Origin of the sequence: Streptosporangium sp. NPDC005286 (genome assembly GCF_040607515.1) — a bacterium.
GTDB lineage: Bacteria > Actinomycetota > Actinomycetes > Streptosporangiales > Streptosporangiaceae > Streptosporangium.
Window position 1 is genome coordinate 1 of record NZ_JBEXGU010000140.1, and the last position, 25556, is coordinate 25556.

The window sequence follows — 25556 nt, forward strand, 5'->3', positions numbered from 1 at the left end:
CCGAGCGGCTGCTGCGCAACTACGCCCGTGACGGGCAGACCAAGAAGCTGGTCGACGACCTCGACATCTTCATCATGCCCACGTCCAACCCCGACCCCATGAGAGTCCCGGCGGCGAAGGCTCTCCACTCCCAGCGAAGGACACGACGGCGAGCCAGGCGCCGCAGCACACCTTCGCGGGACGTACCTTGAACTGCACGGGTTGTTGTATCTGACCAGACCCAGGGAAGGTGTGAACGCCATGGAAGCCGCCACCGTGGAAGGCACCGTTGAGGAAGACGAACTCGTCCTGACCGACGACGACGAGATGCCCGCCGCCCTGGAGGCGAGTGTCGGAGCGAGCACCGACCCGGTCAAGGACTATCTCAAGCAGATCGGCAGGATCCCCCTGCTCAACGCCGAGCAGGAGGTCGAGCTCGCCAGACGCATCGAGGCCGGCCTGTTCGCCACCGAGCGGCTCAACGACAGCGATCTACTCCAGCCCGACGTGCGCGCGGAGCTCGAATGGCTCGCCGAGGACGGCCACCGGGCCAAGAACCATCTGCTGGAGGCGAACCTGCGCCTGGTGGTGTCGCTGGCCAAGCGCCACACCGGCCGGGGCATGCTGTTCCTGGACCTGATCCAGGAGGGCAATCTGGGCTTGATCCGCGCCGTGGAGAAGTTCGACTACACCAAGGGGTTCAAGTTCTCCACGTACGCCACCTGGTGGATCAAGCAGGCGATCACCCGGGCGCTCGCCGACCAGGCCCGCACCATCCGCATCCCCGTGCACATGGTCGAAGTGATCAACAAACTGGCACGCGTGCACCGGCAGATGACGACGGACCTGGGCCGCGAGCCCACCCCCGAGGAACTGGCCGTGGAGCTGGAGATGACCCCGGAGCGGGTCGTCGAGGTCCAGGGCTACGGCCGAGAGCCGATCTCCCTGCACAGCCCGCTGGGCACCGAGGGCGACAGCGAGTTCGGCGACCTCATCGAGGACTCCGAGGCGATCACCCCCGAGGACGCGGTGGCCTCCGCGCTGCTCCAGGAGCAGTTGCACACGATCCTGGAGGCGCTGTCGGAGCGTGAGGCCGGGGTGGTGGCGATGCGGTTCGGGCTTGGCGACGGGCGGCCGAAGACCCTGGAGGAGATCGGCCGCGCCTACGGGGTGACCCGCGAGCGCATCCGGCAGATCGAGTCCAAGACCATGACGAAGCTGCGCCACCCCTCGCGCTCACGGGCCCTGCGCGACTATCTGACCTGACCGGCCACCGGAGCTCAGCCGCCCATGCGCGCGGCGAGGACGGCGGCCGTCTCCTCCAGGCCGGCGGCCGGCCGGCCGAGCAGGCGCGCGAGGTCGGGGCCGGTCGCCGCCAGGGCACCCGCGCGCACCGCGGGGAACAGGCTGCCCAGCCAGCCGGCCTCCGCGTCGGTGATCTCCCGGTAGCCGACGGGACTGCCCAGGACGCGTGTGAGGGCCACGGCAAGCTCCGGATAGGTCCAGAGCGGGCCGTGCAGCTCGTAGGTCGCGTTCTCGTGCCCGGCGCCGGTCAGGGCGGCGCTCGCCGCCAGCGCCAGGTCGCGGAGCCGCGCGGTGTTGAGCGGCCGGCCGCCGGTGGAGGAGGTGATCTCGCCGGTCTGCCTCGCCTGGGCCAGTGCGGTCCCCAGGAACGCCTCGGAGTAGAGCGCGTTGCGCAGCACGGTGTAGGCCGTCCCCGACTCGCGAAGCGCCCTTTCCGTGGCCGTGTGGTCGGCGGCCGGGCCCTGGCCGTTCTCCGCGCCGGCGGCACTGGTGTAGACGATCCGGCGCACCCCCGCCCGGACGGCGCGGTCGATGACCGTGCGGTGCTGCCGCACGCGGACCCCGGGCGTCATGTCCGGGCCGGACACCAGGAGCAGGACCTCGATCCCCTGGAGAGCGGCGTCCAGACAGGCGGCGTCGTCGTGGTCTCCCCGACGCACCTCGACACCGCGTCCCGGCAGATCGGCCGCCTTCTCCGGGGTGCGGGCGAGGGCGACGAGGTCGCCGGGAGGGACTTTGGCGAGCAGGTCCTCAACGACGAGGCGTCCTAGATTTCCCGTTACACCGGTCACAGCGATCCTGGTCAACTACGGCTCTTCTTTTCCGGCCCCCCGCGGGCGGCCTGGTCGGTGACGGCATGGGGATGCCGAGGGAGCGTACCGGCGACGGGTCTTCGCCCGCCTCCGATTTAACTCCCGTCACGCTCCGGGCCGTCACCGCCGCCCGGGCGGGGGCCGGGCCGCCCCCCGGGCTCTCCAGGCACGCGACGGTGTCGCGCACCGTCGTCTCCCAGGCGATCGGACCGCCGGTGCCGGCGGTCCCCGGCCACCGGCGAGGCCCCGGGGGACCTCGCCGCCGGCACGGCTAGTACTTCCGATCGGGCAGGGCCGCCTTGGCCTGCTCGGGGGTGAAGGTGGTCTCCTCGGTGAGGACCCGCTGCGGGATCTGCTCGCCCTTGACCGCCTTCTTGACCAGGTCCATCAGTTGCGGGCCGAGGAGCGGGCTGCACTCCGCGATGAAGTTGATCTTCCCGTCGGCCAGGGCCTGCATGCCGTCCTTGACCGCGTCGATGGTAATGATTTTAATGTCGGTGCCCGGCTTGAGCCCCGCGCCCTCGATCGCCTCGATCGCCCCCAGACCCATGTCGTCGTTGTGCGCGAACAGGACGTCGATGTCCTTGTGCGCCTTGAGGAATGCCTCCATGACCTCCTTGCCCTTGGCGCGGGTGAAGTCGCCGGTCTGCGAGGCGATGATCTTGAACTTGGGGTCGGCCGCGATGGCGTCCCCGAAGCCCTTCTTCCTGTCGTTGGCGGGCGCGGAGCCCGTGGTGCCCTGAAGCTCGACGATGTTGACCGGGCCCGGCTCGCCCTCGTACTCCTTGACCAGCCACTCGCCGGACTTCTGGCCCTCGATGACGAAGTCGGAGCCGATGAAGGTCCGGTAGAGCGAGGTGTCGGCGGAGTCGACGGCCCTGTCGGTCAGGATGACCGGGATGCCGGCGTCCTTGACCTCCTTCAGCACGGTGTCCCAGCCCGACTCGACCACCGGCGAGAAGGCGATCGCGTCGACCTTCTGCTGGATGAACGAGCGGATGGCCTTGATCTGGTTCTCCTGCTTCTGCTGGGCGTCGGAGAACTTCAGGTCGATGCCGGCCTCCTTGGCCGCCTCCTGGACGGACTTGGTGTTCGCGGTCCGCCAGCCGCTCTCCGCGCCGACCTGCGAGAAGCCGAGCGTGATCTGGTCGGATCCGACACCGGCCTCGGTGTCACCTCCGCCGCAGGCGGTGAGCACGAGGGTCAGAAGCCCGGCGGCCAGCGCCGCGGGCACTTTCTTGAACATGGTTTCTCTCTTTCAGTGGGGGGCGGGACCGCTGCTCTCCCTGACCACCAGTTCGGGTTCCACGATGCGCGGGCCTTCTTGCTCGGTGCCCTGGATACGGTCGAGCAGCAGCCGGAAAGCGTGCCGGCCGACCTCGCCGAAGTTCTGCCTGACCGTCGTCAGCGGCGGCCAGAAGTAGGCGGCCTCGGGCACGTCGTCGAAGCCCACCACGCTCACGTCCTCGGGGACGCGCCGGCCGGCCTCGCGCAGGGCCCGCAGCACCCCCAGGGTCATCTGGTCGTTGGCCACGAAGACCGCCGTGACCGACGGATCGCCGGCCAGCCGCTTGCCGAGCCGGTAGCCGGAGTAGGCGCTCCAGTCACCGGCCGCCGCCTCGGGCACCGGCCGCCCCTCGGCCTCCAGAACGGACCGCCACCCCTCGACCCGTCCCCTGGCGTCGATCCAGTTGGGAGGGCCGGACAGGTGCCAGACCGTCTCGTGGCCGAGGCTCAGCAGATGTCGCGTCGCCCGTACGGCGCCACCGCGCTGGTCGACCATGACGACGGGGACCGGGATGTCCTCCCCGGCGTCCACCGCGACCACCGGGAGACCGGGTGAGAGGTGGCGCAGGCCGTCGGCGGCCGACTCGTGGGGGGCGACGATGACGATGCCGTCGACCGACTGCGCGCGCAGCCGCTCGACCCCCTCACCGATCGACCTGCGGTTCAGCGCGCCGAGGCTGGCGATGTTGACCACGTAGTCGTTCTGCCTGGCCGCCTGCTCGATCGCGTAGAGCGTGGAGGCGGGCCCGTACAGGGTGGTGTCGAAGCTGACCACGCCGAGCACACCCGAGCGGCCCGTGACGAGCTGGCGCGCGGCCGGGTTGGGCCGGTAGCCGAGCTTGTTCACCGCCGCCATGACGCGCGCCCGGGTCTCGGGGCGCACCCTGTCGGGCGCGTTCAGCGCTCGCGACACGGTCATGGCGGAGACCCCGGCGAGCTCGGCGACGTCGTCGAGCACCGCCGGTCTGGTCCGCGCCCTGCCGTCGTCGGAGCTCGGTGTCATGGGTTCCTCGCCATGTTTCGCTGGGGTTACCAGAGTGTTTGCGATAACACAGAACCTGTCAATACCGATGAAGACACCTTTTCTCCACTCTGCCCGGCGAGCTGGATTTCCCTTCCCAGCCGGAGTTTCCTCCCGAATCGTGAAACCGGATACTCTTGACGCCCCAGCTGATAGCGCTAACAATCAGAGCCCGATAACCGCCCCTTCCGACCCGCACACAAGGGCATGGATCCCCGATGACGGCGAACCCGTCCCGCGGCGGCACCGACTCGGCCCGCTTTCCGGCACGGCACCCGGATGCCCTCCCGGGCCGTTGACATCTTATATGCCATATTGGCTATATTGCTGATGTGGCAACTACGTTCGAAGTGCTGGCGGAGCCCCGGCGCAGGGAGATCCTCGATCTGCTCCGCACCGGCGAGCGTCCCGTGGGCGACCTGGTGGAGCGGCTCGCGCTGACCCAGCCGACGGTGTCGAAGCATCTGAGGATCCTGCGCGAGGCCGGTCTGGTCGAGGTCCGGCAGGAGGCGCAGCGCCGGTGGTACCGGCTGAGGCCGGAGCCTCTCGCCGAGATAGCCGCCTGGCTGGAGCCCTACCGGACCATGTGGAACGGCGGGTTGGACGCACTCGAACGACATCTCGACACCATGCCCGACGAAACCTGACGGCAGGAGAGCCGGGCAGGACCTGAGAGAGGTGGACATCGTGGAAGAGCGACAGGCGACACTGCGGACCGTCGGCGGGCGGCCGGTGCTCCGCTTCGAACGGCGGCTGGCCCACTCCCCCGAGAAGGTCTGGAAGGCCGTCACCGACCCCGCCGAGATGGCTCACTGGTTCCCGGCCGCGGTGGAGGCCGAGGCGGCCGTCGGCGCCGCGATGCGCTTCACCTTCGAGGGCGAGAACCGCTCCACCGACGGCCACATCCTGGAACTCGACCCCCCGAAGGTGTTCGCCTTCCGGTGGAACGAGGATGTGCTGCGATTCGAGATCCTCCCCGACGGACCGGGGTGCCGGCTCGTGTTCACCCACACGCTGGGAGGCGGATGGACCGGCAGGCTGGCCGCGGGCCGCAACGCCGCGGGCTGGGACGTCTGCCTGACCGCCCTGCTGGCCCGGCTGGACGGCGAACCCTCGATGCGGCCCTCGGACATGGTCGGCCGCATCGAGGCGTACACCGAGACGTTCGGGCTGGCCGAGGGCGAGACCCGGGAGACCGGCGACGGCCACCTCGTGAGGTTCGCACGCGACCTGATGTGGAGACCCGTCGAGGAGGTGTGGGCCGTTCTCACCGAAGGCGACGTCCCCACGCCGGGAGCGGAGCCGCCGTCGCGGTTCACGAACCAGTACGTGCCGACGGGCCAGGTCACCGAGGTACGGGTGCCAGGCGTCCTGGAGTACGAGTGGCACCAGGACGGCGAGCCCGCGGGGCGGGTGCGCTGGGAGCTGGCGCACGACCCCGGCCAGGGCACCAGGGTCGTGCTGACGCAGACGGTTCCCGCACGGCTGGCCGGCCTGCGCACGACGGCGCTCGCCGCCTGGCAGACGCACCTGGAGTTGCTCTTCGCGGCCGTCCAGGGCGAGCCCCGGTGCCGGCCCGAGGGCCGTGTCGAGGAACTGCGGAAGCTGTACGAGGAGCGTCTGGGCTGACGGCGGACGGGCCCACCGGTTCAGCCGGTCTTGCCGTCCGCCCTCGCCTCCTCCAGGAGCACCAGGGCCAGCGCGTCGGCGGCGTCGACACGGCCGAGGGAGCCCGCGGCGCCGGCCATGGCGGCACGGGCGCCCGGATCCCGCAGGAGCGCGTCCAGCTCGGCCAGGAGCGCCTCGGCGGTGGGACCGTTCTCCAGCAGCGCCCGGGCGGCACCCGCCTCGGCGAGGTAGCGGGCGTTCTGACGCTGCTCGTCGGCGGCGGAGGGCACCAGGGGGATGAGGACGGACGCCTTGCCCACGGCGGTCAGCTCGGCGACGGTGCCCGCGCCACTGCGGGAGACCACGACATCGGCCGCGGCGAACACGTCGGCCAGCTCCGCACCGACGTACGGCACGGGATGGTAACGATCGCGCAGCCGCTCGGGGAGCCCCGCGGCGGTACGGGTGAGCTGGCCGATCCAGTCGGGGCCGCACTGGTGGAGCACCTGCGCCCTGGCGAGCAGTTCGGGCAGGATCGTCTCGACCATGGTGTTGATCTGACGGCTGCCCTGCGCACCGCCGGTCACGTAGACCACCGGCAGGTCGGGTGAGAGCCCGAAGTGGCGCCGTCCGGCGTCGACGTTGCCGCGCAGCAGATGGGGACGGACCGGGTTGCCGGTGACCACGGCCCGGTCGCGCACCCCGGCGGGCAGGTGCTCGATCGAGGAGGGGTGGGTCAGCGCGATCCGCCGGGCGAAGCGCGACAGGATGCGGTTGGCCAGACCCAGCGAGGTGATCTGCTCGTGCATGACCAGCGGGCGGCCCAGAACCCGGGAGGCGACGCCCAGCGGCACGCAGACGTACCCGCCGGTCGACAGCACCACGTCGGGGCGGTAGCGGGCGGCGATGCCGAAGGCCTGGAGCACGCCGACGGGGATCCGGAACATGTCCACGAGGTTGGTGACCAGCTCACGCGGGTTGGGCGAGCGCCTGAGCTTCCCGGCCTTGATGGCCCGGAACGGGATGCCGTGCTCCGCCGCGATGCGGGCCTCCAGGCCGGTCGCCGTACCGACCCAGAGCACGTCCAGGCTGAGCCCCCGCGCGCCGGCATGGTCGCGCAGGGCCGCGACTGTGGTCAGCGCGGGGTAGGTGTGGCCACCGGTTCCACCTCCGGTGACGAGCAACCGCAGGGTCCGGTGATTGCCGGCGTCCATGTCTGTCCATCCTTCCGATATCACGACGGTCCATGTTCGCGGTGTGCCGGACTGCTCCTGAGCCCCGGGCACGCCACCCGGGCCTCCGACGAAGATCCACTGACGAGCGACCGCAGGGTCCGGTGAATGCCGGCCTCCATATGTCGGTTCATCCTTCCGATGTCACAATGGTTCGTGTTCGCGGGGCGCACCGGAGTTCTCCGGGGCCCCGGGCACGGTACCCGAGGTCTCAGCGAAGATCCACATTGCCCTTCGTCGCCGGGTGGTCGCGCCCGGTGGTTTCTCCGACACGCCCGGCATCCGGGAGCGTCACTCGAACGGCGCACGGCATTCGTTGCGGTGAGTACCGTATGTGACATGGATTTGACGGAAGAGCATTTCGCCGGGGCGTCGGAGCGTCTTGGTGACGCGCTGACGGTGCTCCGGCAGCGAGCCGGGGCCGGCGCGGAGGCGCTGGACTATTTCGGTGACATCGCCGAAGAGCTGCATCCGATCGGGTCCTGGCTACGGCGACCGGCTCAGGCCGGGGAGTGGCCGCACCACATCATGCCTCCCGTCTACGGCCTGCTGTTCGCCCAGGCGTGGTCGCTGGCCTTTCCCGGCGAGGCACCTTCGGTCTTCCCCCACGGCGCGGAGCGGACCGAGTCCGGATGGACCGTGCAGCGGGCCACCATCTGGTTCGGCGACACCTACGTTCCCGGGTGGCTGGATGTGAAGGCGCCGCTGATCGTGATCGGTTCGCTGGTGGTGGAAGGGCTTCTCGACGACGGCGACGTCTCGGAGAGCTATCTCGCGGTGACCGGTGACCTGCGGGCCCGCGCGATCCACAGCGCGGCGGACCACCTGGTGCTCGGCACCGTCGCCGCGGGAGTGATCTTCTGTTCCGGCAACGACGGCTCCCTCGTCGCGGGCGGGGACATCATGGCGGACCTGTTCGTGCCCGCCGAGCACGCGTACGAGCACTACGGCCTGCTGCGGGCCGGTGTCGTCGGTGTCGGCGACCGCGCCGACATCGTGGCCGAGCGGCTGGCTCCGTGGCTGCCCTCGGGCTACGTCCGCCTCGGCGGGCTGGGCGAGCCGGTGGACCGCTGGCGCGTCCTGCAGGAGGCCGCCGCCGGGCGGTCACCGGTGCTCGCCCAGCCCCGGCCGGTGATGCTCCCGCCGCCGGCGCTCCTGCTCTCGGCCCTCGCCGCACCGGCCGGGGTGACGGAGCTCGACCTGTCCGGCAGCCGCCTGCACCGCGTCCCCGAGGACATCTCGGCCCTCACCTCGCTGACCCGGCTGGACCTGGAGCACACACCACTGACCGGCCTGGACGGCATCGAGGGTCTGCGCACGCTGGAGCACCTGTCGATCAGGAACACGCCCGTGCGGTCGCTGGCCCCGCTCCAGGCGCTGAAGGATCTCCATCACCTCGACGTCTCCTACTGCGAGGACGTCCAGGACTGGGCCGTGCTCCTCGACCTGCCCTCGCTCGACACGCTCGTCGCGCACGGCTGCGCCCTTCCGGCGCACGTACGCGCGCAGCTCGTCGCCAGGCTCGGCGACCGGATCATCGGGCAGGGCTAGGCGAGGAGGACGGCCGGGCCCCGGCAGGGGCACCGGCCGGAGAGCTCTCACAGGCCGTAACGGCTCTTGAGATGGCGCCACCAGTCGCGGAACATCCACTTGTCGAACTCGGTGATCTGACTGGCGCTTCCCGCCTTCATGAGGAAGCCTCCGACGCCGGTGGGCGTCCAGTCGTAGAAGTCGTCGAGGCCGAAGCTGTGTCCCATCTCATGGAGCAGTATGTGTATGTTGTCGGCGTTGAGGTTGTTCACGTAGTACTCGCTGCCGATGCGCTGGCCCCAGTCGCCGCCCGCGCCGCCGCTCATACCCGCGGTGAGCCACAGGGACATGTCGTAGTGGCGCGCGAGGCCGCCGGGGCAGTTGGGATACTGGCCGTTCTGGTTGAAGAACCGGCCGCAGGGCTGGGCGCACTGGGGGGCGTTCTCACGGATGTCGTTGACGTACACGTCCACGGAGCTGTCGCTCCACTGCAGGGTGGCGCGGTCGCGCACGGCCCAGCCGACCACCTTGACCGGGACGTTCGCGTACGGCCAGCCGTTGTGGCCGGCCATCACGTCCATCCACTTCTTGAACTGCCGGGCGAGCGAGGCGTGGATCTGGTCGCGCAGGGTGGCCGAGACCGGTGCCGAGGAGTCCCACCGCACGCAGTAGTTGATGCTCCCGCCGTTGGCCATGACCTGGTCCCAGCCGTAGTTGCGGAAGGCGGAGGGCCCGGGGTTGTAGGTGCTCTCGACGTGCTGCCAGACCTGGTTGAGCGGGGTGACGAGGTTGGCCGGCGGGCTCCAGCCGGTGCCGCCGCCTCCCTCGCCAGGTGACTCGGTGGCGTAGACCTTCACCTCCAGCAGGCCGACCGAGCCCGCGCCGCTCTGCAGCAGCACGCGCAGCCTGGTCGTGGTGACGCCGGTGAAGGTGACCCTGTTGTAGGCGTTGACCGCCGTCGGGTAGCCACTCGCGCCGGTGACGTCGGCGTAGGCGCTCCCGTTCCAGTACTGCAGCCTCCACGACGCGGGCACGCGCACCCCGCCGTTGTCGTCAAAGAAGTACACCTGTGCCGAGCGCAGTGCCTGCGGCTGCGCCCAGGTCAGCTCGGCCCACTGCGCACCGGTCTGCGGCCAGGTGCCCCAGCGGGGGTTGACCGTGTCGTTGGACTGCGCGGGGTCGATGTCGTCCTTGATCGCCGCGATGCTCTCCCAGGGAGAGGTGTAGGAGGCGGTCGCGGTCGCGTTGACCGCCAGGTTGCCGTCTCCGGGCGCGGCCGCCGCCGCGTCGGCCGGAGACATCAGTAAGCCGAGTATCAGGGCGGGAACGGCCGCCATCCACCAACGTCTCATGCGCGAACCTCCGTAAGGGGTCAGGTCTCGAACGGTGGGCGTGCTTGCGGGACCTTCCTCCCGGGCCTGGGCCCGGGAGGAAGGTGGGACACCGGTGCCTAGCCGGATGAGGCGGCGCCTCCCACGGTGACGGTCGCCTGAGCGGTGAGCGAGGTGCCCGGCACGGTGCCGGTGACGGTGAAGGTCCCGGCCGAGGCGTACTGGGAGGCGGGGATCGACGCCCAGTTCACCGTCGTGGTGACGTTGTCCTTCGAACCGTCGTTGAAGGTGGCGGTGACCGTCGGGGGCAGGGACGGGGCCACCCCCACCGGGGTGAAGACGGCCTCCGGCTCGATGAAGGTGATGCTGACCGCGCCGGTCGTCCGCACCCACACCGTGGCCGAGGCGGTCGCGGTCACCCCCTCGACGATCCCCGCCACGGTGAAGCCGGCGCCGCCGTTCGCCACCTGGGCGGGGGTGATCTGCGCCCAGGTGACCGGGGAGTTCACCCGGGAGCCGTTGGCGTAGACCTTCGTGACCGTGGCGGGCAGCGTGGGAACCTGCCCCGCCGGCGTCGCCTGGTGGACCGGTCGGATCGACTGCGGGACCTCCGCGTAGGCCCGCCACTCCAGGAGGCCGACGGATCCGGCACCGCTGGTCAGCGACACCCGTAGCCGGGTCGTGGTCACCGAAGTGAAGTCGACCTTGTTGAAGGCGTTCAGTGCCCTGTTGTACGCGCCCGCGCCGGGCACGTCGGCGTAGGCGCTCCCGTTCCAGTACTGCAGCTTCCAGGACGCGGGCACGCGCACCCCGCCGTTGTCGTCGAAGAAGTACAGTTCGGCAGAGTTGAGCCGCTGCGGCCCGCTCCAGGTCAGCTCGGCCCACTGGGTGCCGGTCTCGGGCCAGGTTCCCCAGCGCGGGTTGGCGGAGTCGTTGGAACTCGCCGGGGTGAACCCGTCGTTGATCGCGTTCACCGACTCCCAGGGGGAGGTGTAGGACGCCGACGCGGTGGCCGAGCCCGCCACGTTGGCCGCGCCGCCCCCGCCGCCGGAGCCCTGGGTGACGGTGACCGTCACATCCGAGGTGGCCGAGGAGGCGCCGTCACTCGCGGTGAGCCGCACCGTGTAGGTGCCCGCGACGGTGAACGAGGCCAGCATGACGGCCGCGGTCGGCGCGGTGAAGACGGCCGTCCCCGGGCCGCCGACCAGCGACCAGGCGGTGCTCAGGGTGCCGTTCGGCAGCGCGTCGTCCTTGACGGTGCCGAGCAGCCGCACCTGTGAGGGCTGGTTGTAGGCGGGATCCTTTCTGGCGAGGACGTACGGGGCCTGGTTGGTCGCGGCGGGCGGGCTGCCCGCGGAGTTGTAGATCTTGACCTCGGTGAGGCCCGTCCTGAGGCCCGCCCTGTGGGTCATCAGCACCCGGACCCGCTGGGCGCCGATCGCGGGGAAGCGGACCCGGTTGTAGTTGGACACCGGCGCCGCCGGGCTCTTGGCCTGGTTGGGGACGGTGACCCAGGTGCTGCCGTCGTGATACTGGATCTGGTACATCGCGGGTTCGGCGTAGCCTCCCGCCGCGCGGTCGTTGCGGAAGTGCAGCCGCACGTCGTTGAAGGTCTGCGACGAGCCGAGGTTGATCTCGTACCAGTCCTGGGCGTTGGCCGAGCCCTTGGCACCCCAGATCGGGTCGTTGATGGTGTAGCCGTCCACCGCCGCGGCCGTGGTGGTTCCGGACGCGGTGTAGGAGGCCGTGGCGGCCCGGCCCTGGGCGAGGTTGGCCGGGGCGGCGCCGGTGGTGAGGTTGACCCCGGCCTTGGCGAACATGTCGACCACCCGGGCGTCGGTCTGCACCACCTGGGTGGGCGCCTGCATGCCGGGCATCGCGACGTTGTAGCCGACGGTGCCGGCGGTGCCGGGGAAGGTCACCGCGCCGGTGGCCGGGTCGTAGACGAGCCGGGTGAGGCGGTCGACGGTGAGGGCACGGGTGCCGTTGACGTACACCGAGTAGCCCTGCGGGACACCGGCGTAGCGGACGACGCCGTCGGCGGGGTCGTCCCAGACGACGGTCAGGTCGCTGTTGCGGTAGCGCAGGTTGTTGACCGTGAAGTGCGACCAGCCGATGTCGATCGGCGACAGTTCGACCTTGCCGTCGTCGCGCGGGCGCAGCCCCGCCACGTCCTCGACGACCGTCCAGTTGCTGCTGCCCAGGATCGTGTGGTGGATCCAGGAGCGGTAGTCGATGGTCTTCGTCCCGGGGTTCCAGTTGGCCCAGAACTCGTTGGAGTCGGGCCAGGCGGTGTTGCCGCCGACGTACTGCGCCCAGGCGTTCCAGTACAGCAGCTTCTTGTAGTGGTCGGCTGTGATGTAGGAGGTCGGGTAGTTGCGCAGTGCCGAGGAGAGCAGCCGGAACTGCACGGTCGAGTTGATCTGCGAGAAGTTGTTGGAACCCGGGTTGCCCGCGGCCGCCGCGGCGGCCTTGTCCTTCTGGTTGGCGGTGTAGAACGGGAAGATCGGATACTCGGTCTCGTCGTCGAACAGCCGCAGCGCCTCGCGGTAGGTCGCGGTGTTGGGCATCAGGCCCACCGAGTACGGATAGAAGTTGTTGATCTCCTTCCAGGGCACCAGCGCGTTGGTCGACACGTGCCGGTGCTGCAGAACCTTCGCCGTGGGGTTCCAGAGCACGTTGACGACCGCGTTCTTGACGTTGGTGGCGATGGTGCGCATCTCGTTGGCCTTGGCGGTGTCGCCGACCGCGTCGTAGGCGGAGGCCGAGGCCATGGCGTTGCTGTAGACGTAGGCCGACTCGGTGCGGTCCAGGCGCCCGGCACGCCAGTGGAAGGAGACGGCGTCGGCGTCGTTGCCGGTCAGCGCTCCCCAGTCGTACTCGATGAGGTTGTTGTGGTCTTGGTCGTAGAAGGCGAGCTGGCCCTTGACGTCCTGCTCGGCGTAGCGGGCGAGGTTGGCCGCGATGCCGGGCTGGCCGCCGTGGATCTGGTAGCTGCGCCAGGCCGCCTCGGAGATGTACTGGGTGTAGCTGTTGGACCAGTTCTCCGGATCACCCGGGTTGTCCATGTAGCGGCCGTTCTTCGACACCTCCCCCGCCGACACCCACGGCCCGTAGGAGTACATCGGGTTGCGCAGGTACTTGAGCTCGTCGACGAACATCGGCACGGTCAGCGCGATGGCGTTGTTGTACCCCAGTGCCCCCTCGACCGAGGTCGGCCACTGGTAGTCCTGGCCGGGGATGTCGGCGTCCAGGTGGTTGAAGCGCATCAGCCACCAGCGGTAGTAGACGCTCTTCTTGATGGCGGGCTCGGGCACGTCGATGTAGGGCACGTTCTGCGCCCACCACTGGTTGTAGGCCCGCACGTGCGTCGCGAACGCGGCGGCGGGGGTGGCCGAGCGGTAGGACTGGTAGTCGGTGAGCGAGGCCGGGATCTCCTCGGTCACGAAGCCCATCGCCACCTTGGTGGTCACGGTCGCCCCGGCGGCGACGGTGACCGAGCGGGTCAGGTCGGTGCCGCTGACGGCGAAGCCGTCCCCCGACAGCCTGGGGAAGATCGTGGTGAGCTTGTTCTTGGCGTCCACGATGCCGGTGAGCTCGGTGCCCGCCGGGGTCTTGGCGTACGGCGAGGTCGCCCTCAGCGTGAGCGTCTGGGACCCGGAACCGTTGTTGGTGATCGACAGGTTGGTGACGGCGACGTTGTTGTGGGTGATGAACTTGGTGACGTTCACCACCAGGGAGCCGCTGGTGTGCACGCTCTTCCAGTGGCTGGGCGCCTGCCAGCGCTGGGCGGGCTGCTCGGTGAACGTGCCGGGCGAGATCGCCACCGAGTAGGCGTTCTCATTGGAGATGCTCTCCCAGTAGGCCACCTGGCCGCCGAAACCGATGACGGAGGGGGTGTGGTTCTTCATGAAGACCGCGCGGCCCCGGCTCATCAGCCAGGTGCCCGCGGGGTCGTTGCCGGAGCGCGACAGCAACCGGTCCATCCAGAAGTCGGTGCCCGCGCTCTCGGCGTCGTAGATGCTCTGCATCATGTTGCCGGGCGTGTACGAGACGGGCGGTGCCGGAATGGCGGGTCCGCTGAAGGTGGGCAGTCCGATGCTCTGCACCGCCGAGGCGGGGCTGCCGAGCGTGAGTGAGGTCGCGGTGAGAAGCAGGGCGACGGCGGCGGCGGTCAGCGACCGCCGGGCACGGAAGAGGACGGTCATCACTTCACATCTCTCGGGGAAAGGTTGACGCGGGGGCCTGCGTGCTCCTAGAGAGCCATCCATTCCAGGACGCCGGTCGAGTAGCCGGTCCTGGAGGTGATGCTCAGTCTCAGCCGGGTGGTCGAGACCGGGGTGAACGTGGTGACGTTGTAGGTGTTCGCGGCGACGCCGCAGGCCGACTGGCCGGGCACGTCGACGTAGGCGGTGCCGTTCCAGTACTGCACCTTGCAGGAGGCGGGCAGGTCGATGCCCAGGTTGTCGTCGAACCAGTAGGTCGCCACCTTGCCGACGCTCTTGGCGCTGGGCCACTGGTACTCGATCCACTCGGTGCCCTGGTGGTTCCAGTTGCCGTACGCGCCGTGGCTGTGGTCGGCGGAACTGGCCGGGACGTAGCCGTCGTTGATCGCGCCGAGGGTCTCCCACGGGGAGACGTACGACGTGGAGGCGGTGGCGGTGAGGGCGTGGTTGGTACCGGCGGGCGGCTGGCCGCCTCCCCCTCCGCCGCTGGTCTGCACGACCTTCTGCATGGTGCCGTCGGCGTTCCAGTAGAGCTTGTCCAAGGTGACCGAACGGCGGAAGTTGCCCCCGCCGGGTGCCGCGGCGTTGTGGTAGACCATGTACCACTGGCCCTTGAACTCGATGATGGCCGGGTGGTTGGTGGTCGAGCTGACCTGGTCGAGCACCACGCCCCGGTGGGTCCACGGGCCCATCGGGTTACTGGCCGTGGCGTAGCGGATGCACGCGTAGCCGGGCTGGGAGCAGCCGGAGTCGTTGGCGGCGTAGGCGAGGTAGTAGACGCCGTTCCGCTTGAACATCCAGGGGGCCTCCCAGAAGTTGCTCACCCCCGCCGGGGTGATCACCGGGCCGTCCAGGTTGATCATGTCGGGCTTGAGCTTGGCCGCGCGCAGGCCGTAGTAGGAACCCCAGTAGATGTAGGCCTGGCCGTCGTCGTCGGTGAAGACCGTCGGGTCGATGTTGAGCGGCGAGGAGTTCGGGGTGCTGTCGCTGATCAGCGGCCCGCCCTTGGCGTCGGTGAACGGGCCGAGCGGGCTGTTGCCGACCGCGACGCCGATGTCCATCCAGCCCGCGCCGTTGCCGTTGACCGGGACGTACCAGTAGTACTTGCCGCCGCGGGGCTCGACCTCCCCCGCCCACGCGTCGGCACCGCCCCAGGGGAAGTTCGACAGCGAGAGCCTCGCCCCCTGGTCCGTCCAGGTCGTGGCGTCGGTGGAGGAGAACACGTGCCAGTCACGCATGACGAAGTTGGTGCCGCCCGGGGCCGCTTCGTCGTGGCCGGTGTACAGGTACATGGTGTCGCCGACGACCAGCGCGGCGGGGTCGGCGGTGTAGATGGACGTCGTGATCGGGCTCGCGGCGGGTGCGGGTCCGGCCGAGGCGAGGACGAGGGTGAAGGCGAAGATCATGGCGAGGGCCGTTGTCCATCGTCTTCTCATGACACTGCTCCTGGGGGGTGATCATGGCGCTTGCCAATGTCCGGCAACTATTTGTGTTAACGCTAACAATTCCGATCGCGGGAACTCGCCGCCCGGAACGAGGAACCCTGAGCTTTGTTTCGCCGAGGTTTCCTGAGTGTTTGCGATAACAGAATCGCTGTCAAGACCCAATCTCCAGGGCTGTCAGAAACGCTTTGGCCTGGTGCTTTGCCGGTCCACTTAACGCCTGCGGCCGAAAAAAGTTGGAAAAAAAATGATAGGGCTAACATTTGCGATGTCTGAGCCTCGAACAGCGAGAGAGGGGATTTACCGGGGGCCGACCGTGGACATTCGGCGGCCCCTCGATCACCCCGGGGACGTGACCGCGCCCCTTTCCGCGGCACGCCTTTCCACCGGCGACCGGTCAGGAGGCTCCCGGCGCGAGCGTTTCCAGGAGAGAACCGGCGGCCCGGCCGGGTCGCCGAAACCCCAGACGGTCGCGGGAAGCCGGCGGTCACCCCGCACCTGGCCCCCGTACTCGAAGTACGCGGCGGCCGGATCGTCACCCGGGACCCCGGCCAGCACCTCCCCCGCGAATTAAGGGAATGCTTAGGTGGCCGTTGACAGCTTCGCGGGGCCGGAGTGCACTGGGCTGGCGAGCCGGTCAAGTCGTGCACCGTGCTCGCGGCGATGGCCGACGGCCGCGAGCAGCAGGGAGATCACTGGGGGCTCCGTAGGGCGGCGGGCGGTCAGCGGGCACGGGGTGCCGCGAGGCGCAGGGGCGGGGTGTGGATGTCGAACGGCAACCGCCGCTGGGCCAGGATCGAGTGGGGCACCGAGTCGGGGGTGGTCAGGCCGAGCTGCTCGAAGACGCGGAAACGCGCCGAGACGGCGGTGAGATGCCGGGGACGCATCGGCGGGTGCCAGATGCTGTAGGTGCCGACGCGCCCGTCGCGGCGGCGGTACCAGCCGAGGGTGGGATGGGTGAGCATGGCCATCCACTCGTGCTCGCCGTCGAAGCCGTCGAGCCGTGCGGAGCGCGCGCCGGTCCCGACCGCCTCGCAGGCGGCGTTGTCGGCCTCCAGCCGCCAGCGCGCGGGGGTCGCCTCCCAGCTCGCGGCGATGTCGATACGCGTGCGGTCCCACGGCATGCCCCACAACCACTTCGGCACGGCGACCAGCGGATGATCGAGTCCGGTGCAGAAGAACCAGACCCCGGGTCCGCCGGCCGTCGTGACGTACGCCCGGTAGTTGATCTGGCCGCAGCCGATGGCCACGGGTGGCAGGAGGCGGAAGTGGAAGTCGCGGTCACGGAAGGCGACCGCGGAGACCAGCGCCCCGTTACCTCCGTCCTCGAAGGTGAACTCGGCGGGGGCGAAGCCCTCGGGCAGCAGGCGGGCGAGCGCGCCGGTGGGCACCCGGTAGCTGACGATCGCGAAGTCGTCCAGCTCCGTCCGCGCGTGGTGCCAGCGCGGCAACGGTCTCGGGGTCCCGTTGAAGGCCATGAGCGCACAGGATAGGGCAGGCGAGGGTCACGTGGACGGCGCGGAGCGAGAAGACCTATGCGGGGTCGCCGAACCAGGTGGCCAGCGCCTCCCGGAGGCCGAAGCTCACGGGGTCGCCCGTTTCCTCGTCAGGGGCCGTCCAGGCGACGTAGCCGTCCGGGCGGATCAGCAACCCGGCGGGGACCCGCCGACTGGAAGTGGCGGTGACGACGTCCACCCGGTCCTTCCAGCCCGCCGCCGTCTCATCCAGCTCGTCGCCCCCACCGAGGTCGAGGAGGAGCGGCCGGGCGCCGTGCGTCAGGTCCGCGAGCCGCACGGTGCCCGTGTCCGTGGCGAGGGAGAGATCCGGTGCCGGGCGGCCGAGGAGGGGGTGCGGCACCGGACAGGCACTCCCCATGTCGTAGCGGATGTCCGAACCCGCCACGAGCTCGGCGATGTGCCGCCGGTTCTCCTTGTGTTCGAGCAGCTCGGCGAAGAGTGCGCGCAGCGCGGTGACCTCTTCGCCAGGGGCGAGCAGGGCGGCCTGCGCCCGGGTGTGCATGACGACCCGCCGGCCCACGGGGTGCCGTTCGCCGTGGTAGGTGTCGAGCAGTCCCGGCGGCGCCCAGCCGTGAACCTCGGCGGCGAGTTTCCAGCCGAGGTTCACGACATCCTGCAGGCCGAGGTTGAGCCCGGGACCGCCGACCGCGGAGTGGACGTGCGCGGCGTCCCCGGCCACCAGCACGCGACCGGCGCGGTAGCGGTCGGCCAGGCGGGTGTTGCCGCCGGTGAGGCGGCGGAGCACATGGGGTCCTCGACCCGCGGGCGGGGTCATCGGCAGGTCGGCCCCGAGCACCCTGCGCACGCTGTCACGCAGCTCCTCCAGGGTCATCGGCACCCGCTCGTCGGTCTGCCCCCGCCCCCACTCCATGGTGGTCACGAGGTGCACGCCCGGCTCGAACGACGCGAGGGCGAACACGCCGTGTGCGGTTCGGTGGATCATGAACGGCCTCCAGCGTGCCCCGGCCAGCAGCAGCTCGCCGGTCGCGGGGTCGAGCACCGAGGCGGGCAGGACGGCGTGGGCGCTGCGCGACACGACGTCCTCGGCGGTGACGCCGGGGAAGCCGATACCCGCCCGCTTCCGTACGACGCTGTGGGCTCCGTCGCAGCCGACCAGATAGCGGGTGCGCAGCTCGTAGTCTCCGCCGGGGGCGTGGACGGCGACCGTGACACCGTCCCCGTCCTGCGCCAGGTCCACCAGTTCGTGGCCGCGCCGGATCTCCACCCCGAGCTCCAGCGCCCGCTCCTGTAACAGCTGCTCCAGGCGGCGCTGCGGGATCGGGAGGATGTGCAGCGGGCCGGGGTCCAGCGCGCTCAGGTCCAGGTGCATGCCGCCGAACATGAAGAACGGCGCGGGAACCGGGGGGTGTGAGGCACCGGTGAACCGCCGGTACAGGCCCCGGCTGTCGAGAACCTGGACCACCTGCCCGACCAGGCCATTGGCCCGGGGCTCCTCGCCCGGCTCCGGCAACCGCTCCAGCAGCACCGGGCGGACGCCTGCCAGGCTCAGCTCGCAGGCCAGCATCAGCCCGTTCGGGCCGCCGCCGGCGATCACGACGTCAACGGACATCACAAACCTCCTTGATCGGATGAGGGAGCGGGCGCGATGGCACACCGCCCGCCGGGGCCGGCGGAACAGCCATGGCCCTTATACGGCCACGCGTTGAAACCGTCTCGGTGCTCGCGCACCGCCCACGAATGTCAATATAGGTTGACACCAACCCTACGTCAACCTTAGTTGACGAGAGGTCTGCGCCTTCCCTCGAACACCGGGGAGCACATCTGGAAGCACGGCCGCGACCGTGCCCGGTGGCCGTGTTCGCGTCAACGACCGCGGCCGGGATCCTCCGGGTTCCCCCCTGCCGGGAATTGCTGCCAGGATCGGCACATGGTGAGGATCGGACAGGTGGTGCTGGGCGTCACCGACATGCGACGTGCCGTCGACTTCTGGACGCGGGCGCTGGACTACGCACCACGCGAGGGCGAGACCGGGGACGACTGGACCGTGATCGACCCGGCGGAGGGGAACGGCGTCCCGCTGGCACTCGACGTCAGCCGGACACCGGTGCGCCGGCACCCCCGGATGCACCTCGACCTGTTCGTCCCCGACGCCGCCGGGCAGGCGTCAGAGGTGGAGCGGCTGGTGTCACTGGGGGCCGAACGGGTCGCCTGGGACCTCTACCCGGACGACCCCGACTTCGTGGTCCTCGCCGACCCCGAGGGCAACGTCTTCTGCGTCATCGACCTCAGTCACGGCTGAGAACCGGAGCGCGGCCACCCTGCCGGGCCCGTCCCGCCCCGTATCCAGGCGGTTCCCCACCAGGTACGCCATGCGGCCGACTACGACATGGGGCTCCTGCACGAGCGCGTGGCGGCCCGGGTGTCACGCGCCGGAGGGGTTACCCCGGGCCGGGTCTCAAGGCGTACCTGGACGACACCGCGACGGGTCGGCACCGGCGAGAACGGCTCCCTAGGCGACCACGGCGGGCGAACGGTCGCCGGCGATGCGAATGGCGAGGCCCGCGAGCACGGTGCCCATCAGGTAGCGCTGCACGCGCATCCAGGTGGGCCGCCGGCCGAGGAAGGTCGCGACCGAGCCCGCGGTCAGCACGATCATCGCGTTGACCGACAGGGCGATGACGATCTGGGTGGCTCCCAGCAGGAGGCTCTGCGTGCCGACGTCACCCCGGGCCGGATCGACGAACTGGGGCAGCAGCGACACGTACAGGATGGCGATCTTGGGGTTGAGCAGGTTGGTGACCAGTCCCATGGAGAACAGCCGCCGCGGCGGGTCCGCGGGGAGGACGCCGGGGGCGAAGATCGGCTCACCGCCGGGCCTGACCGTCTTCCAGGCCAGCCAGAGCAGGTACCCGGCGCCCGCGAGCTTGACCGCGACGTAGACGGCGGGCACCATCGCGAAGATCGTGGCGATCCCGGCCACCGCCGCCAGCAGGTAGACCAGGAAGCCCGCCGCGACGCCCGCCAGCGAGATCAGCCCGGCCCAGCGTCCCTGCGTCACGGACCGCGACACCAGGTAGATCATGTTGGGGCCGGGAGTGAGCACCAGGCCGAGGGCGACCGCGGCGATACCCGCGAGGGCGCTGACAGAGATCATGGGCACATCATCGAGCATCCCTCCCGCCGGGAGAACGGCCAATTTTCAGAATTGGCCTGGTAACCATCGATCCCGGCCGCCGGCCGATCGGACCAGGGCCCGGGGACACCCTCGCCCCGGCGGTGAAGACCCTGGCCGGATTCACCCGGTCAAGGACACCCGATACGGCAGATGAATTCTAGTATCGGTAGTGATAAATGGCGTTGACGGTGGCATACGTGTTGAAGTCGGCATCGCCGTTGTAGTAGTTCCACCAGGCCTTTTCCAGGCGCGAGTCGACGACGGAACATCGGCTGGTGCGAGACCCACCACGCTTGATGGATCCTATATAGACCTGTCCCTTTCCCACTACGCGCCCGTTGACCCGGAGGGTGCACTTGCCCCCCACCCAGTCGATCTGACGACGGCTCTTGTTCGTGACGGTGACATGGATCACACAGGCGGTCTCACACCACCCGAAGCGCAGCTTGAGCCGGATTCCAGGGGCCTCTGCGGCTGCGGCCGAGGGAACCGCGACAAGCGCGGCGGCGCACAGGAGGGCACTTATCAGAGCGATCAAACGTCTCACGGCATGCCTTAATCCGGAAATCACCATATTTAATCGATAATTCCACATGCCCCCATTCACCACAACGCTGTTCATCGGTGGCCGGCCAGGACCTCATCGAGGTTCTTCGCCCTGACAGCGCAGACCACGGACGCACCTCGGAAAAAGGCGGCACGCCATTTCAGGGCGCTCGCCCTTCACCACGAAAAGGCCGTCTCCGGCACCCCGCGCCGGCGGATGGCGAGACCTCGCCTCAGAACTCCCCGAAGTCCCGGCACCGCCCACCTGGCCCATCGGCCGGCGCGGCGGGGAGGCTGCGCGACCCGCGGTCAGGCCTCGCGGAAACGGATGTCGCGAGATGACGCCTCAGGGGCGACGAAGTCGAGCAGGCGTGCTCCCTCCACCTCCAGGTCCGCCCGCTCCCCCGCGCTCACCGGCGCGAACAGCTCCACCTCCAGGATCGCCTCGCCCCGTTTCCCCGTCACCTTCCACATTCCCCGTACGAAGCCGTCGACCAGTACCGTCGCCTTGATGATGCCGTTGATCGTGAAGATCCGTCCCCGATACTCCTCCTCCGTGATCCGGGTCCTGGTCCGCGGGGCGAACGACAGCAGCATGTTGTCGAACTCCGACAGGTAGCGCACCGGGGCAGGGGTCTCGGGGCCGGGGCGTGGCGCCTCGGGCAGGTCGAACAGCTCCGCGCCGTCCTCGGTCGCGAAGGTCCGCAGGCCCATCCCGCGGACGATCTCCCCCAGACGGGTCATGCCCGACCACTGCTGGACGTCCATCACCGTGGCGGGACCGTAGGCGGCGAGATAGCGGCGGATCGCCTCCTCGGCGGAGGGCCGCTCCTCCTGCGACCGGCCCAGCCATGCCTCCGCGGTGGTGTGGGTGGCCTGGCCACCCACACCCCAGATGCCTCTCGGCGGGACCTGCACCAGCGCCAGCGTGTTGCGCACCCCGGCGGCCAGGGCGTCGGCGGGGGAATCCGGCCACCGCTCCCGCAGCACCGCCCCGAGCTCACGGAAGGTCAGCGGACGCTCCTCCACCAGCTCGCGCCCCGCGGCGGTCAGCTCGTCCAGGTCCACGCCGGCCAGGCCCCTGCTGTGCATACCCCGCAGGCCCCGCGCCAGCAGCGGTCCCAGCAGCGGGCGAAGCGCCAGGCAGTCGTCGGCGGTGACCAGGTGGATGGTGGAGCGCATCAGCGCCAGCCTCACCACCAGGCGCTCGTTGATCAACCGGGCGAGGTCGTCGTGGGCGAACCCGGCCAGACGTGCCCAGAGCCCGACGTAGGGAGGGTTGGGGGCCTGTGCCTGCATGCCGTACAGGTGCCGGACCGCCTCCAGCGCGGACAGCTCGGCGCGGGCCAGCAGCAGCTGCCGCCCCAGGGTGGCCCGGTTGAGCGCGCGCCGGCTGAGCACCTCGGGCATGCGTGTCCTCTCGTCGCGAGTCGCGGCGGCGCGGTCTCGTCTTGATCCACTTCAAGCTACCAGAACGGAATAATTCATCCCAATACTGCTTCCAGCGGGCGGGATCGCGGGCGGTGCCAGGTCAGAGGGTCGGCGGCACCCACACGTACGGCGTCGTCGTCGTGATCGCCTCCAGGCCGAGCCTGGCCAGGATCGGGCGGCTGGCATCGGAGGCGTCCACCTGCACCAGGCGGAAACCTCGCGCCACCGCCAGCTCCGCCCGGTACGACACCATCGCCCGGTAGATACCCCTGCCCCGCCACTCCTTCAGGGTCGAGCCGCCCCACAGGGAGACGAAGTCGGTGCCCTCGTGGAAACGCACCCATGCCGCGCACACCAACTGCCCGCCCGCCTCGGCGATCACCACCGTGCACGGATCTCCAGGACCGGCGAGCTCGCGCTCCAGCATGCCGGGCAGCCAGCCGTGGTCGGCATCCCAGACCGTCTCCTCCAGCTCGCGGATGCGCTCCAGGTCATCCCGCCCCGTCACCTCGCGCAGCCGCACCCCGGCGGGTGGCACGTGGGCACCGGCCAGCTCACCGGCCTCGCCGACGAGCACCGTCTCCCGCTCCCCCGCCTCGAACCCGGCCACCGCGAGCCGCTCGGGCAGGTCGGCGGGCAGGTCATAGCCGTGGTACTTCCACTCGACCTCGCGCCCGACCCGGGTGAAGAAGTCCCGCTGGCGCGCGATGAAGGCGTCCAGCTCGACACCCTCCAAACCACCAAGGTCACGATATGTCAGGAAGCCTTGGCCGTGGCCGTTCGACACGACCCTCAGCAGCGGCCCGATCCTCTCGGCCGTGCGACCCGGCATCGGCCGGGCCCGGAGCTGCTCGTCATATGCCCGAAGGTAGGCGGAAACCCGCGATGAGATGTCCATTGGAGACAGCCAACCACACACTTATCGGCTTCGACATGGCGTTATGGACCTAGACACGGTCCAGGCGCCGGTGCGGGAGCGATGGCCGCTCCACCTCGATCGGATCGCCGGGCCGCACCTCACCGCCCGCCACCACCACGCCCATCACCCCGGCCCTGCGGACCAGCTCACCGTTCTCGTCCCGGCCCACCACCTGCCTGAGCAGGCCCTTCTGGAAACCCTCGATCTGCCCACAGGGATTGCGCAGCCCGGTCACCTCCACCACCGCGTCCCGCCCCAGTCTGAGCAGCGTCCCCACCGGCAGGCCGAGCAGGTCGACGCCCCGGGTGGTGACGTTCTCCCCCAGCTCTCCGGCGGCCACCGAGAAGCCCGCGGCCCGCAGTTCGTCGTGGAGCTCGGCCTGGATCAGATGAACCTGGCGCAGGTTGGGCTGGGTGGGATCCTGCGCCACCCGCGACCGGTGTTTCACGGTCACCCCGAGATGCGCGTCCCCCTCCACGCCCAGCCCGGCCAGCAGCCGGATGGCGGGTTCCGTGAACTTGCCGAAGGTGTGGGTGGCGCTACGGCTGACCGCCGTCACTCGTCCGTCCGTCATGCCGCGATCCTTCCCCCTCTTGGGCTGAGACGGAATCCGGTGCCCGCGCCTTTACGGTGTGGATTCATGACACCCGATAGGGTCGGCATGGTGAGCGTGCCAGCCGTCCCCGCCTCGCCCGGCCCCTCCATCGAGCCCGCGCGAGACCCCTACCGGGTGTATCTCGACTCCCTGACCAGCGCCGAGTCCCGCCGCACCATGCGCGGCTGTCTCGACAGGCTCGCGGCGCTCGTCTCCGGCGACGAGGTCTCCAGCGGCGCGGGCCGGCCCTGGCACCTGCTGCGCTATGAGCACACGGTGCGCATCCGCGCCCTGATGACCGAGCGCGGCTGGTCCCCCTCGTACGTCAACAAGCACCTGGTCGCGCTGCGCAGGGTGCTGCGCGAGGCCTGGCGGCTCGGCCTGATGACCGCCGAGGAGTACCAGCGCGCCGCCGACCTGCCGACGGTCGAGCACACCCGCCTGCCGACGGGCCAGCACGTCCCGCCTGAGGTGGTGGGCGCCGCGCTGGCCGCCTGCGACCGCGACGACTCCCCCGCGGGGGTCCGCGACGCCGCCCTGCTGGCGGCGCTCTACTCCACCGGCTGCCGCCGCGCCGAGATCGCCGGGCTCGCACTGGGCGACTACGACCCCGGCTCCCGCTCGCTGCGGGTGCGCGGCAAGCGCGACAAGGAGCGGATGGTCTACCTCACCACCGAGGCCATGGCCAGGACGGAACGTTGGCTGGCCGTACGGGGCCGCGCCGCGGGGGCCCTGTTCTGCCCCGTCAGCAAGCTCGGCCGGCTGCGGACCAGGGACGGCGGGCCCGCGCCCATGACGGGACAGGCGGTCGCCGACATCCTGGCCAGACGCCTGGCCGAGGCCGGGGCCGGGGCACGCACCCCGCACGACTTCAGGCGCACCTTCATCGGCGAGCTGCTCGACGCCGGGGTGGACCTGGCCACCGCGCAGGCCCTCGTCGGCCACTCCTCCCCCGCCACCACGGCCCGCTACGACCGCCGCCCCGAACGACGCCGCCGCGAGGCCGTCGACAGGATCACCCTGCCCGCCCCCAGGCCGCTCTGACCGTCGGCGTGGAATCGCGGGCGGTGATCCCAGGTGATCCCACCGGCACCGACGGCCCCCGATCTCGCCACGATTCACCAGCCGCGCGGTAACTGTCGGTGGCGCCCCCTACTATGAGCCACCTCAAGGAGGGATGACCGCTCATGGTGAACGCACTGAGGGTTTCGCTGCTGGTCACGACCGACCTGCCACCGGATACCGACCTGACGGAGTTCGGGCGGTTGCTGGTTGACTCGGTGCGCACGCTCCAGCGGGACGAGGTGACCTATCCCGCGTTCCTGCGCGGCGGGGTGTTCTGGCTGGACCGGCCCCTGCCGCCGTCCGACGACGGGACTCCCCGCGCGGCGGCCGAGGAGCTGCGGTTCGCGGCGCTGCTGGGTCATCTGTCGGCCGGTCACCCGCCGGGCTCCTCGAAGGAGACGGTCGCCGACGCCTGCCGGGCGATCACCGCCGCCGTCGCCGCCAGGTACGGTGACCTGGGCAGCCCGCCCGCCGTGATGGCGATCCGCAGCGAGGACGTGCGTGAGCGCACCCCCTCCTCGGCCGTCTCCGTCGGACCCGCGGAGACGTTCCCCAAAACCGCGGATCCCTCCGC

Annotated in this window: 21 protein-coding genes and 1 pseudogene; 8 read left to right on the forward strand and 14 right to left on the reverse strand. The window is 70.1% G+C overall.

All coding sequences use genetic code 11. The annotated features are described in order from the left end of the window. Both ABZU75_RS35155 and ABZU75_RS35160 read left to right on the forward strand, forming a co-directional pair. Positions 1 to 191: M14 family zinc carboxypeptidase (locus tag ABZU75_RS35155; RefSeq protein WP_355563941.1), on the forward strand; the 191-nt coding region annotated here is incomplete at its 5' end. 79 nt (positions 192 to 270) lie between these two features. Then, positions 271 to 1245: pseudogene (locus tag ABZU75_RS35160) on the forward strand (RNA polymerase sigma factor); the annotation flags it as partial. A 14-nt stretch (positions 1246 to 1259) separates the two neighbouring features. Here ABZU75_RS35160 and ABZU75_RS35165 read toward each other — a convergent pair. The 3 genes from ABZU75_RS35165 to ABZU75_RS35175 all read right to left on the reverse strand — a co-directional run bounded on the left by ABZU75_RS35165 (position 1260) and on the right by ABZU75_RS35175 (position 4386). After that, positions 1260 to 2090, reverse strand: a complete 831-nt coding sequence (locus tag ABZU75_RS35165) for an NAD(P)H-binding protein (RefSeq protein ID WP_355563944.1) — start codon at positions 2088 to 2090, stop codon at positions 1260 to 1262. Positions 2091 to 2367: 277 nt separating this feature from the next. Continuing rightward, positions 2368 to 3342 carry an ABC transporter substrate-binding protein gene (locus ABZU75_RS35170; protein WP_355563947.1) on the reverse strand — a complete coding sequence of 325 codons (975 nt, stop codon included), beginning with the start codon at positions 3340 to 3342 and terminating at the stop codon, positions 2368 to 2370. A gap of 12 nt (positions 3343 to 3354) precedes the next feature. Further along, a complete protein-coding gene (locus ABZU75_RS35175) occupies positions 3355 to 4386 on the reverse strand; it encodes a LacI family DNA-binding transcriptional regulator (protein WP_343968595.1) in 1032 nt (343 codons plus the stop codon). A gap of 350 nt (positions 4387 to 4736) precedes the next feature. Between ABZU75_RS35175 and ABZU75_RS35180 the strand changes: the two genes are divergently transcribed. Both ABZU75_RS35180 and ABZU75_RS35185 read left to right on the forward strand, forming a co-directional pair. Beyond that, positions 4737 to 5051, forward strand: a complete 315-nt coding sequence (locus ABZU75_RS35180) for a metalloregulator ArsR/SmtB family transcription factor (RefSeq protein ID WP_355563951.1) — start codon at positions 4737 to 4739, stop codon at positions 5049 to 5051. A gap of 40 nt (positions 5052 to 5091) precedes the next feature. Further along, positions 5092 to 6033 (forward strand): SRPBCC family protein, encoded by a 942-nt coding sequence (locus ABZU75_RS35185; RefSeq protein WP_355563954.1) that lies wholly within the window; start codon positions 5092 to 5094, stop codon positions 6031 to 6033. A gap of 20 nt (positions 6034 to 6053) precedes the next feature. On the opposite strand, the gene ABZU75_RS35190 is transcribed toward ABZU75_RS35185, so the two are convergent. Continuing rightward, positions 6054 to 7226: a UDP-N-acetylglucosamine--N-acetylmuramyl-(pentapeptide) pyrophosphoryl-undecaprenol N-acetylglucosamine transferase gene (locus tag ABZU75_RS35190; RefSeq protein WP_355563957.1), complete on the reverse strand. Its 1173-nt coding sequence runs from the start codon at positions 7224 to 7226 to the stop codon at positions 6054 to 6056. 357 nt (positions 7227 to 7583) lie between these two features. Between ABZU75_RS35190 and ABZU75_RS35195 the strand changes: the two genes are divergently transcribed. Continuing rightward, positions 7584 to 8795 (forward strand): hypothetical protein, encoded by a 1212-nt coding sequence (locus ABZU75_RS35195; protein ID WP_355563960.1) that lies wholly within the window; start codon positions 7584 to 7586, stop codon positions 8793 to 8795. A gap of 47 nt (positions 8796 to 8842) precedes the next feature. On the opposite strand, the gene ABZU75_RS35200 is transcribed toward ABZU75_RS35195, so the two are convergent. From ABZU75_RS35200 to ABZU75_RS35220, 5 genes are all read right to left on the reverse strand, one after another. Further along, positions 8843 to 10126 (reverse strand): hypothetical protein, encoded by a 1284-nt coding sequence (locus tag ABZU75_RS35200; RefSeq protein ID WP_355563963.1) that lies wholly within the window; start codon positions 10124 to 10126, stop codon positions 8843 to 8845. A 98-nt stretch (positions 10127 to 10224) separates the two neighbouring features. Next, complete coding sequence (locus ABZU75_RS35205) at positions 10225 to 14313, reverse strand: Ig-like domain-containing protein (protein WP_355563966.1); 4089 nt, start codon at positions 14311 to 14313, stop codon at positions 10225 to 10227. A 47-nt stretch (positions 14314 to 14360) separates the two neighbouring features. Then, positions 14361 to 15767 (reverse strand): glycoside hydrolase family 43 protein, encoded by a 1407-nt coding sequence (locus ABZU75_RS35210; protein ID WP_355563969.1) that lies wholly within the window; start codon positions 15765 to 15767, stop codon positions 14361 to 14363. 728 nt (positions 15768 to 16495) lie between these two features. Then, positions 16496 to 17251, reverse strand: a complete 756-nt coding sequence (locus tag ABZU75_RS35215; protein WP_355563972.1) for a DUF2071 domain-containing protein — start codon at positions 17249 to 17251, stop codon at positions 16496 to 16498. A 55-nt stretch (positions 17252 to 17306) separates the two neighbouring features. Then, complete coding sequence (locus ABZU75_RS35220; RefSeq protein ID WP_355563975.1) at positions 17307 to 18860, reverse strand: FAD-dependent monooxygenase; 1554 nt, start codon at positions 18858 to 18860, stop codon at positions 17307 to 17309. A 318-nt stretch (positions 18861 to 19178) separates the two neighbouring features. Here ABZU75_RS35220 and ABZU75_RS35225 point away from each other — a divergent pair, with 318 nt between their 5' ends. Further along, a complete protein-coding gene (locus ABZU75_RS35225) occupies positions 19179 to 19550 on the forward strand; it encodes a VOC family protein (protein ID WP_355563978.1) in 372 nt (123 codons plus the stop codon). Positions 19551 to 19760: 210 nt separating this feature from the next. Here the strand turns inward: ABZU75_RS35225 and ABZU75_RS35230 are convergent, their stop codons facing one another. From ABZU75_RS35230 to ABZU75_RS35250, 5 genes are all read right to left on the reverse strand, one after another. Continuing rightward, positions 19761 to 20405 carry a LysE family translocator gene (locus ABZU75_RS35230; RefSeq protein ID WP_355563981.1) on the reverse strand — a complete coding sequence of 215 codons (645 nt, stop codon included), beginning with the start codon at positions 20403 to 20405 and terminating at the stop codon, positions 19761 to 19763. 178 nt (positions 20406 to 20583) lie between these two features. After that, the gene (locus ABZU75_RS35235; RefSeq protein WP_355563984.1) at positions 20584 to 21048 is read right to left on the reverse strand and encodes a hypothetical protein; all 465 of its coding nucleotides are present in this window, start codon (positions 21046 to 21048) and stop codon (positions 20584 to 20586) included. A gap of 233 nt (positions 21049 to 21281) precedes the next feature. Then, complete coding sequence (locus ABZU75_RS35240) at positions 21282 to 22382, reverse strand: winged helix DNA-binding domain-containing protein (protein ID WP_355563987.1); 1101 nt, start codon at positions 22380 to 22382, stop codon at positions 21282 to 21284. Between the two features lie 121 nt (positions 22383 to 22503). Continuing rightward, positions 22504 to 23301: a GNAT family N-acetyltransferase gene (locus tag ABZU75_RS35245; RefSeq protein ID WP_355563990.1), complete on the reverse strand. Its 798-nt coding sequence runs from the start codon at positions 23299 to 23301 to the stop codon at positions 22504 to 22506. A gap of 49 nt (positions 23302 to 23350) precedes the next feature. Next, a complete protein-coding gene (locus ABZU75_RS35250) occupies positions 23351 to 23896 on the reverse strand; it encodes an MOSC domain-containing protein (protein WP_355563993.1) in 546 nt (181 codons plus the stop codon). Between the two features lie 66 nt (positions 23897 to 23962). On the opposite strand from ABZU75_RS35250, the gene ABZU75_RS35255 reads away from it, so the two are divergent. Beyond that, complete coding sequence (locus ABZU75_RS35255) at positions 23963 to 24961, forward strand: tyrosine-type recombinase/integrase (protein ID WP_355563996.1); 999 nt, start codon at positions 23963 to 23965, stop codon at positions 24959 to 24961. A 143-nt stretch (positions 24962 to 25104) separates the two neighbouring features. Further along, the coding region (locus ABZU75_RS35260) for a hypothetical protein (RefSeq protein ID WP_355563999.1) at positions 25105 to 25556 on the forward strand (452 nt) is incomplete at its 3' end.

Bases quoted from the DNA above. Each gene is read 5' to 3' on its own strand.
- ABZU75_RS35215 (WP_355563972.1), bottom strand. From the start codon at position 17,251: ATGGCCTTCAACGGGACCCCGAGACCGTTGCCGCGCTGGCACCACGCG.
- ABZU75_RS35200 (WP_355563963.1), bottom strand. From the start codon at position 10,126: ATGAGACGTTGGTGGATGGCGGCCGTTCCCGCCCTGATACTCGGCTTA.
- ABZU75_RS35175 (WP_343968595.1), bottom strand. From the start codon at position 4,386: ATGACACCGAGCTCCGACGACGGCAGGGCGCGGACCAGACCGGCGGTG.
- ABZU75_RS35190 (WP_355563957.1), bottom strand. From the start codon at position 7,226: ATGGACGCCGGCAATCACCGGACCCTGCGGTTGCTCGTCACCGGAGGT.
- ABZU75_RS35235 (WP_355563984.1), bottom strand. From the start codon at position 21,048: ATGAACAGCGTTGTGGTGAATGGGGGCATGTGGAATTATCGATTAAAT.
- ABZU75_RS35230 (WP_355563981.1), bottom strand. From the start codon at position 20,405: ATGATCTCTGTCAGCGCCCTCGCGGGTATCGCCGCGGTCGCCCTCGGC.
- ABZU75_RS35210 (WP_355563969.1), bottom strand. From the start codon at position 15,767: ATGAGAAGACGATGGACAACGGCCCTCGCCATGATCTTCGCCTTCACC.
- ABZU75_RS35255 (WP_355563996.1), top strand. From the start codon at position 23,963: ATGACACCCGATAGGGTCGGCATGGTGAGCGTGCCAGCCGTCCCCGCC.
- ABZU75_RS35245 (WP_355563990.1), bottom strand. From the start codon at position 23,301: ATGGACATCTCATCGCGGGTTTCCGCCTACCTTCGGGCATATGACGAG.
- ABZU75_RS35195 (WP_355563960.1), top strand. From the start codon at position 7,584: ATGGATTTGACGGAAGAGCATTTCGCCGGGGCGTCGGAGCGTCTTGGT.
- ABZU75_RS35240 (WP_355563987.1), bottom strand. From the start codon at position 22,382: ATGCCCGAGGTGCTCAGCCGGCGCGCGCTCAACCGGGCCACCCTGGGG.
- ABZU75_RS35225 (WP_355563978.1), top strand. From the start codon at position 19,179: ATGGTGAGGATCGGACAGGTGGTGCTGGGCGTCACCGACATGCGACGT.
- ABZU75_RS35220 (WP_355563975.1), bottom strand. From the start codon at position 18,860: ATGTCCGTTGACGTCGTGATCGCCGGCGGCGGCCCGAACGGGCTGATG.
- ABZU75_RS35250 (WP_355563993.1), bottom strand. From the start codon at position 23,896: ATGACGGACGGACGAGTGACGGCGGTCAGCCGTAGCGCCACCCACACC.
- ABZU75_RS35205 (WP_355563966.1), bottom strand. From the start codon at position 14,313: ATGACCGTCCTCTTCCGTGCCCGGCGGTCGCTGACCGCCGCCGCCGTC.
- ABZU75_RS35170 (WP_355563947.1), bottom strand. From the start codon at position 3,342: ATGTTCAAGAAAGTGCCCGCGGCGCTGGCCGCCGGGCTTCTGACCCTC.